Origin of the sequence: Oikeobacillus pervagus (genome assembly GCF_030813365.1) — a bacterium.
In the GTDB taxonomy this organism is placed as follows: domain Bacteria; phylum Bacillota; class Bacilli; order Bacillales; family DSM-23947; genus Oikeobacillus; species Oikeobacillus pervagus.
On sequence record NZ_JAUSUC010000083.1, the window covers coordinates 1 to 5769 of the forward strand.

Consider the following 5769-nt stretch of genomic DNA (forward strand, 5'->3'; position numbering starts at 1 on the left):
TCGCTCGACTTGCATGTATTAGGCACGCCGCCAGCGTTCGTCCTGAGCCAGGATCAAACTCTCCAAAGAATTTGATTTAGCTCATAAAAAATAACATTGTTAAAACATTATGGTTACGCTTCGTTTGTTCAGTTTTCAAAAATCAATCCGTCACCTTTCTTAACAGCGACTTTTATATCTTAACACGATTCAAAAACCGCGTCAATTGTTTTTTTTCGCCGCCACTTGTTCAGCAGCGACGTTTATTAATATATCAAGGTTTTAGATAAGAGTCAATACTTTTTTAAAAAATAAATTAAGAATTATTAATTTGATAGTATCGATGAAAGATTCCTTTTCCTTTCGTTTCAATTTTCTTTATAGCAACCAACTGTTTTTCAATTAAAAATTCTAAAAGAATTGGTAAATCAATTGCATAATGTTTGATCTCCGGATGACTAATTAAATCATTGATGGACCAATAATCCCTCTTTCGCATAATTTCTATTAAATGATTGGTGCACTCTTCTATTTTAGAGGAAATTAAAAATTCACTCGCTAAAAATAACAACTCCAGCCGTTTTTGTATCGTTTCTTCACTTGTCAGTAATTCTTCGTATAACTTATAAATTTCTGGTTCGATTTGTTTCACTTGATTCCAAACCATTAGCTCCGGATGAAAACCATTCTCTATTATGGATAACCTGGCTAAATGATGTAAGGAATGAACAATATAATTATAAGCATCAATAAATTGATCATTTTGAAAAAATGATTTCCCATCCATATATCTTCTAATTAATTTTGTAAACTCAATAGCCATTTTTATTTTTCGACTGTGAAATGGAAAGTCATTTAGCTCCGTTTTCAATTTCTTTATGTATTCATTGCGATCAAATAAGACTTTTCCATTATGGATCCATTCCATCGCTTTCCAATTATTACCTAGAACAATCCATTCTTTTAATTTACTTTCCGTTACTATGTACATCATTGCTTTTTTGTCATCAAACTTATAGTGTTTAATGAAAATTTCTTGATTGGACTCGGTGAGTATGATGAAGAGGACAACATCAAATGTATCTGTAAGAGGTTTGCTAAAATAGGATTTTTCTACCCCCAAAATCCCTAATGTTTCAGGATTGCTTGCTTTTTCCTGATAAATTGAACGAAGGATGTCTTCCATATACAATTCCTCCAAAAATAGTTTTGTTGTTCTTGTCTTTTTTCGACAAAGATAGAAAAAATCCTTCCCCATTCTTCGACAACAATGATTTATTCATACGTTTATAGTGAGAAATATGTTATAGTTTTGTTTTAGGAGGGACTGAAATGGCCAAAAAATATAAAAATAAAATAAATCGAATCCGCACATTTGCACTCAGCTTAATATTTATCGGATTTGTTATTATGTATTTAGGAATTTTCTTTAGAAATCATCCGCTTGTTATGACCATTTTCATGCTTCTTGGGCTATTGTCAATTATTGCAAGTACAGTCGTATATTTTTGGATCGGGATGCTTTCGACAAAAGCAGTTCAAGTTGTTTGTCCTAGTTGTGGAAAACCCACCAAAATGCTTGGTAGAGTTGATATGTGTATGCATTGTCGCGAACCTCTGACATTGGATCGCAGCCTTGAAGGAGAAGAGTTTACTGAGGAGTACAATAGCAAAAAGAAACATTAAAAAAAGAATTGTTCATTTCGAACAATTCTTTTTTTAATGTGTTAATTCCTTTTTAGCACTACATTCTGGGCATGTTCCGTATACTTCCATACGATGGTGACTGATTTTAAAGCCCGTTACATGTGATGCTAATTGTTCCACTTCGTCTAATCCAGGATAATGGAAGTCTACGATTTTGCCGCAATCTTCACAAATAACATGATAATGTTCAGTTGTAACAAAATCAAAGCGACTCGAAGAATCACCATATGTTAATTCTTTAACTAAGCCAACTTCACGAAATACTCGTAAGTTATTATATACTGTTGCCACACTCATATTTGGAAATTTCCCTTCAAGTGCCTTATAAATATCATCAGCAGTTGGGTGTGACATCGAGTCAATCAAGTATTCAAGTATTGCATGACGTTGAGGCGTTATACGGACTCCCGTATCCTTTAGAGTATCTATTGCTTCTTTCAAATGATCTTGGGACATCGTCATGCACCTCACTTATACAAAAGGTATTATTATATTATAATCTTTATAATTAGTGTACTAATGAAATGGTGATTTTGTCAATGTAACAATTTGAAATCGCCTCATTTTCATTGATTTGACAAATTTTTTACTGATGAAGAGTGTCTTCCTTTTCTCCTAATTGATGATTGACAAATCGAGCTGTGACAAATAGAAAGTCTGACAGGCGATTTAAATAAGAAATAACTAAAGGATTAACTTCTTCAATGGCCACTGCATTTCTTTCAGCTCTTCTAACAACAGTCCGAGCTGAATGGAAAGCGGCTCCAGCGGGATGACCTCCTGGTAAAATAAAATTAGATAGTGGATCTAACTTCTCATCCCAACGATCCATCACTCTTTCAAGTTTCTGCACATGCCCCTCTTCTAGTTTCCATCTAACATCCTTTCCAGGAGGTGTGGCCAATTCAGCTCCAACATGAAAAAGCTCCGTTTGGATTTCATGAAATACAGAGTTCATTTCTTCTTTTCCTTCAAAATCGGTATCTTTTAGAAAGCTTAAAGCTAAACCGATCAAAGAATTTGCCTCATCACATGTCCCATATGCTTCAACTCGTATGTCCGTTTTGGATACACGTTGCCCGTAAACTAAAGAAGTTGTTCCTTTATCGCCTGTTTTTGTATAAATTTTCAACATCAATACCCCTTTTCTACATCGATTAGATTTAAAAAGTCATCTTTTTTATGAAGATATGCATTTAAATTATGTAAAAAAATATCAAACGCTCGAGGTAAATAGTTTTTCGTAATACTAGAAATATGCGGTGTAACGGTCAAATTCGGCATTTTCCAAAAAGGGTGGTCTTTTGACAATGGCTCTGTTTCAAATACATCAATGTAGGCATGTTCAATTTGCCCCTCTTTCAAAGCCTGATGTAACACTCTCTCGCGAACGAGATCCCCACGACCAATGTTGATAAACACAGCCGTTTCTTTCATTATATGAAAATGTTCCTCAGTTAAAACATATTTTGTTTCCTTAGTACTCGGAAGCACAGAAACAATAAAGTCTGCTGTTTGAAGAGGTTCTTTCATGTGGTCAAGTTGATAAATTCCGGAGAAAAACTCGACCTGTCTGCCACTACGATTAACCCCCATAACATCCATTCGAAATGCTTGTGAAAGTCTTGCTATTTCACTTCCAATAGCTCCCGTCCCTAATATAAGGAGACGCTTACCTGCAAGTTCTTGTAAAGGTAGTTTTTTATTCCATGTAGCATTTTGCTCTAAATGAGCGAGCTCTGGAAATCGCTTTACATGGCTCAGCATTAATCCTAATGTGAATTCTGCCATCGGGATTTTATGGATTCCCCTGGCATTCGTAACGAATATTTGTTTTTTATGTATCGCTTCAAATGGCATTTTTTCCAAACCAGCAGAGGCAACCATAATCCATTTTAGTTGGGAGCATTCATCAATATGTTTGGATGTTAGATCCTCACCATATGTAACTAAAATTTCAGCTTTTTGTAATTCTTCTGCCTCCCCTATAGTTTTATAGAAGGAAAAATCACATTGAGGAAACTTCTTCAATAATTGTTCCCTTAAATAAGTAGGGGGTCGGAATGTAAAAAGAATCTTCACCATGACACCTTCCTTTGTCTTTTTGTTGTTTTGTTTTCGTGAACTTTTTCGCATGGAAACATGAAGTGAAACTTTCCTTGAATCTTTGCCGCTCATTGGAGTGAGAAGCATTCATCGATTGCTCGGGTAAAATATACCCCAACCTCCAAAACAATGATCCTTTAATAAATTTTTTTACTACTATCATATCACCTTTTTTGGCAATTAAGGAAAAAAGCTGCTGAAACAAAATGTCCACAGTTCTAAATTTTATAGTACGCTAAACAGCAAAAAAAGAAGGGCCGTGCAACGACCCTTATCAAAGTGGCTTATATGAGGAGGTATGCCCTACTATACTGTATGTTTTCACATAAGAATTGAGTGGACAAAAGTCCTTTTTGAATGAAATAGGCTTTTCAATTCGTTAATTCATTCATTCGCCTAGTTCTTCTTGTATAAATGTAAGGGCTTCATCGACATGGCCTTTCACTTTTACCTTGCGCCATTCTTTTACCAATTTCCCTTCTTGATCAATTACAAATGTGGATCGTTCAATCCCCATATATTCCTTTCCAAAATTCTTCTTCAATTTCCACACATCAAATAGTTCACAAACTTGATGTTCTTCATCAGCTAGAAGAATAAATGGTAACTCATATTTATCTATAAATTTTTTATGACGTTTTAAAGGATCTGTACTTACTCCTAGAATAACGGTATTTAAGTCAGAAAACGACTGATGGTTTTCTTTGAAATCGCAAGCTTCCGTTGTACATCCTGGTGTCATATCTTTTGGATAAAAATATAGGACGACATTCTTTCCTTTAAAATCTGAAAGTTTTACCTGTTCACCATTGCTTGCTGGAAGCTCAAAGTCAGGTGCTTGTTCACCGATTTGAATGGCCATTAAAATTTCCTCCTTTATCATTCCTTCTAGTTTTTAGCGTAGCGAATTACTTGTTCACTTGCAAATTTTCAGCTTTTTTTCCCTAATTCCCAATCACTTACAATTTTCACCACATACGCAGCGGGAATTGTATAACCAATCCATGCTTCAACAAGAGCGATCCAACGGCCAATTCCACTTGGAACCACATCCCCGTATCCTACGGAGAAAAGAGTAATTCCGCTGAAATATAATGAAGTATGTAGCCGCTCAAAAAAAGAACCGATTTGAACCGCTCGATCTCCCTGAAGAACTTCAAGGCCTTCTAATTCTAGTAGCAAATAGACAAGGGCAAAGCCGACCATAATGGTGATGTATAAAAACCCCAGGAAGAGAAAGTTTTCAATAGACAACCGATGATATTTCCATTTCCCGGGTAGAAAAAGAGCACGAAGACTCATCGTCATACATACGATTACGGCTGTCATAATTCCGTATATCAAAAGCATCCTCCCCCTTATTTTTATTTCCAAAAATAAATTCAATAATCACACATCTATTTCCGCTTCTCTTATCTTACTTCGCTGAGTTTTTCACTTTGACTTTATGACTATTTCCCTCTGTTTTTTGATCATTTCCCAGACGGTTTTGCGCTAATTTTCCACTTTTTAGCGCTTGTTCCTGGTGTATTTGAACATTTCCCTTGATATTTGCATATTTCCCGGGTTTATTTGCACTTCTTCACGCAGCACATCTTCTCCCAAGTTACTCCTCTTCTCGATTTTCTCGCTTTGACTATTTCCCTCTGTTTTTTGATCATTTCCCAGACAGATTTGCGCTACTGTTCCACTTTTTTGCGCTTGATCCCGGTGTATTTGAACATTTCCCTTGATATTTGCATATTTCCCGAGTTTATTTGCACTTCTTCGCGCAGCACATCTTCTCCCAAGTTACTCCTCTTCTCGATTTTCTCGCTTTGACTATTTCCCTCTGTTTTTTGATCATTTCCCAGACAGTTTTGCACTACTGTTTCACTTTTTTGCGCTTGTTCCTGGTGTATTTGAACATTTCCCTTGATATTTGCATATTTCCCGAGTTTATTTGCACTCCTTCACGCAGCACATCTTTTCCCAAGC

The 5769-nt window shown here is 35.8% G+C and carries 7 protein-coding genes and 1 rRNA gene; 1 reads left to right on the forward strand and 7 read right to left on the reverse strand.

The features are described 5' to 3' along the window. Positions 1-69 (reverse strand): 16S ribosomal RNA (locus tag J2S13_RS16295); the annotation flags it as partial. Between the two features lie 226 nt (positions 70-295). Next, positions 296-1165 carry a nucleotidyltransferase-like protein gene (locus tag J2S13_RS16300; RefSeq protein ID WP_307258912.1) on the reverse strand — a complete coding sequence of 290 codons (870 nt, stop codon included), beginning with the start codon at positions 1163-1165 and terminating at the stop codon, positions 296-298. A gap of 146 nt (positions 1166-1311) precedes the next feature. Here J2S13_RS16300 and J2S13_RS16305 point away from each other — a divergent pair, with 146 nt between their 5' ends. Further along, complete coding sequence (locus J2S13_RS16305) at positions 1312-1665, forward strand: YgzB family protein (protein ID WP_307258913.1); 354 nt, start codon at positions 1312-1314, stop codon at positions 1663-1665. 33 nt (positions 1666-1698) lie between these two features. On the opposite strand, the gene perR is transcribed toward J2S13_RS16305, so the two are convergent. The 5 genes from perR to J2S13_RS16330 form a co-directional block, all read right to left on the reverse strand. Beyond that, positions 1699-2142, reverse strand: coding sequence for a peroxide-responsive transcriptional repressor PerR (perR, locus tag J2S13_RS16310; RefSeq protein WP_307258914.1), 444 nt, complete (start codon positions 2140-2142; stop codon positions 1699-1701). 130 nt (positions 2143-2272) lie between these two features. Further along, positions 2273-2818, reverse strand: a complete 546-nt coding sequence (locus J2S13_RS16315; protein ID WP_307258915.1) for a cob(I)yrinic acid a,c-diamide adenosyltransferase — start codon at positions 2816-2818, stop codon at positions 2273-2275. 2 nt (positions 2819-2820) lie between these two features. Next, positions 2821-3771, reverse strand: a complete 951-nt coding sequence (locus J2S13_RS16320; protein WP_307258916.1) for a D-2-hydroxyacid dehydrogenase — start codon at positions 3769-3771, stop codon at positions 2821-2823. A gap of 409 nt (positions 3772-4180) precedes the next feature. Then, complete coding sequence (bcp, locus tag J2S13_RS16325; RefSeq protein WP_307258917.1) at positions 4181-4654, reverse strand: thioredoxin-dependent thiol peroxidase; 474 nt, start codon at positions 4652-4654, stop codon at positions 4181-4183. Positions 4655-4722: 68 nt separating this feature from the next. Further along, the gene (locus J2S13_RS16330; RefSeq protein WP_307258918.1) at positions 4723-5142 is read right to left on the reverse strand and encodes a potassium channel family protein; all 420 of its coding nucleotides are present in this window, start codon (positions 5140-5142) and stop codon (positions 4723-4725) included. Between the last annotated feature and the right edge of the window lie 627 nt (positions 5143-5769).

What these genes read in the sequence shown, in the direction of transcription:
- J2S13_RS16300 (WP_307258912.1), bottom strand. Translation starts at nt 1,165, where the DNA reads ATGGAAGACATCCTTCGTTCAATTTATCAGGAAAAAGCAAGCAATCCT.
- J2S13_RS16305 (WP_307258913.1), top strand. Translation starts at nt 1,312, where the DNA reads ATGGCCAAAAAATATAAAAATAAAATAAATCGAATCCGCACATTTGCA.
- perR (WP_307258914.1), bottom strand. Translation starts at nt 2,142, where the DNA reads ATGTCCCAAGATCATTTGAAAGAAGCAATAGATACTCTAAAGGATACG.
- J2S13_RS16320 (WP_307258916.1), bottom strand. Translation starts at nt 3,771, where the DNA reads ATGGTGAAGATTCTTTTTACATTCCGACCCCCTACTTATTTAAGGGAA.
- bcp (WP_307258917.1), bottom strand. Translation starts at nt 4,654, where the DNA reads ATGGCCATTCAAATCGGTGAACAAGCACCTGACTTTGAGCTTCCAGCA.
- J2S13_RS16330 (WP_307258918.1), bottom strand. Translation starts at nt 5,142, where the DNA reads ATGCTTTTGATATACGGAATTATGACAGCCGTAATCGTATGTATGACG.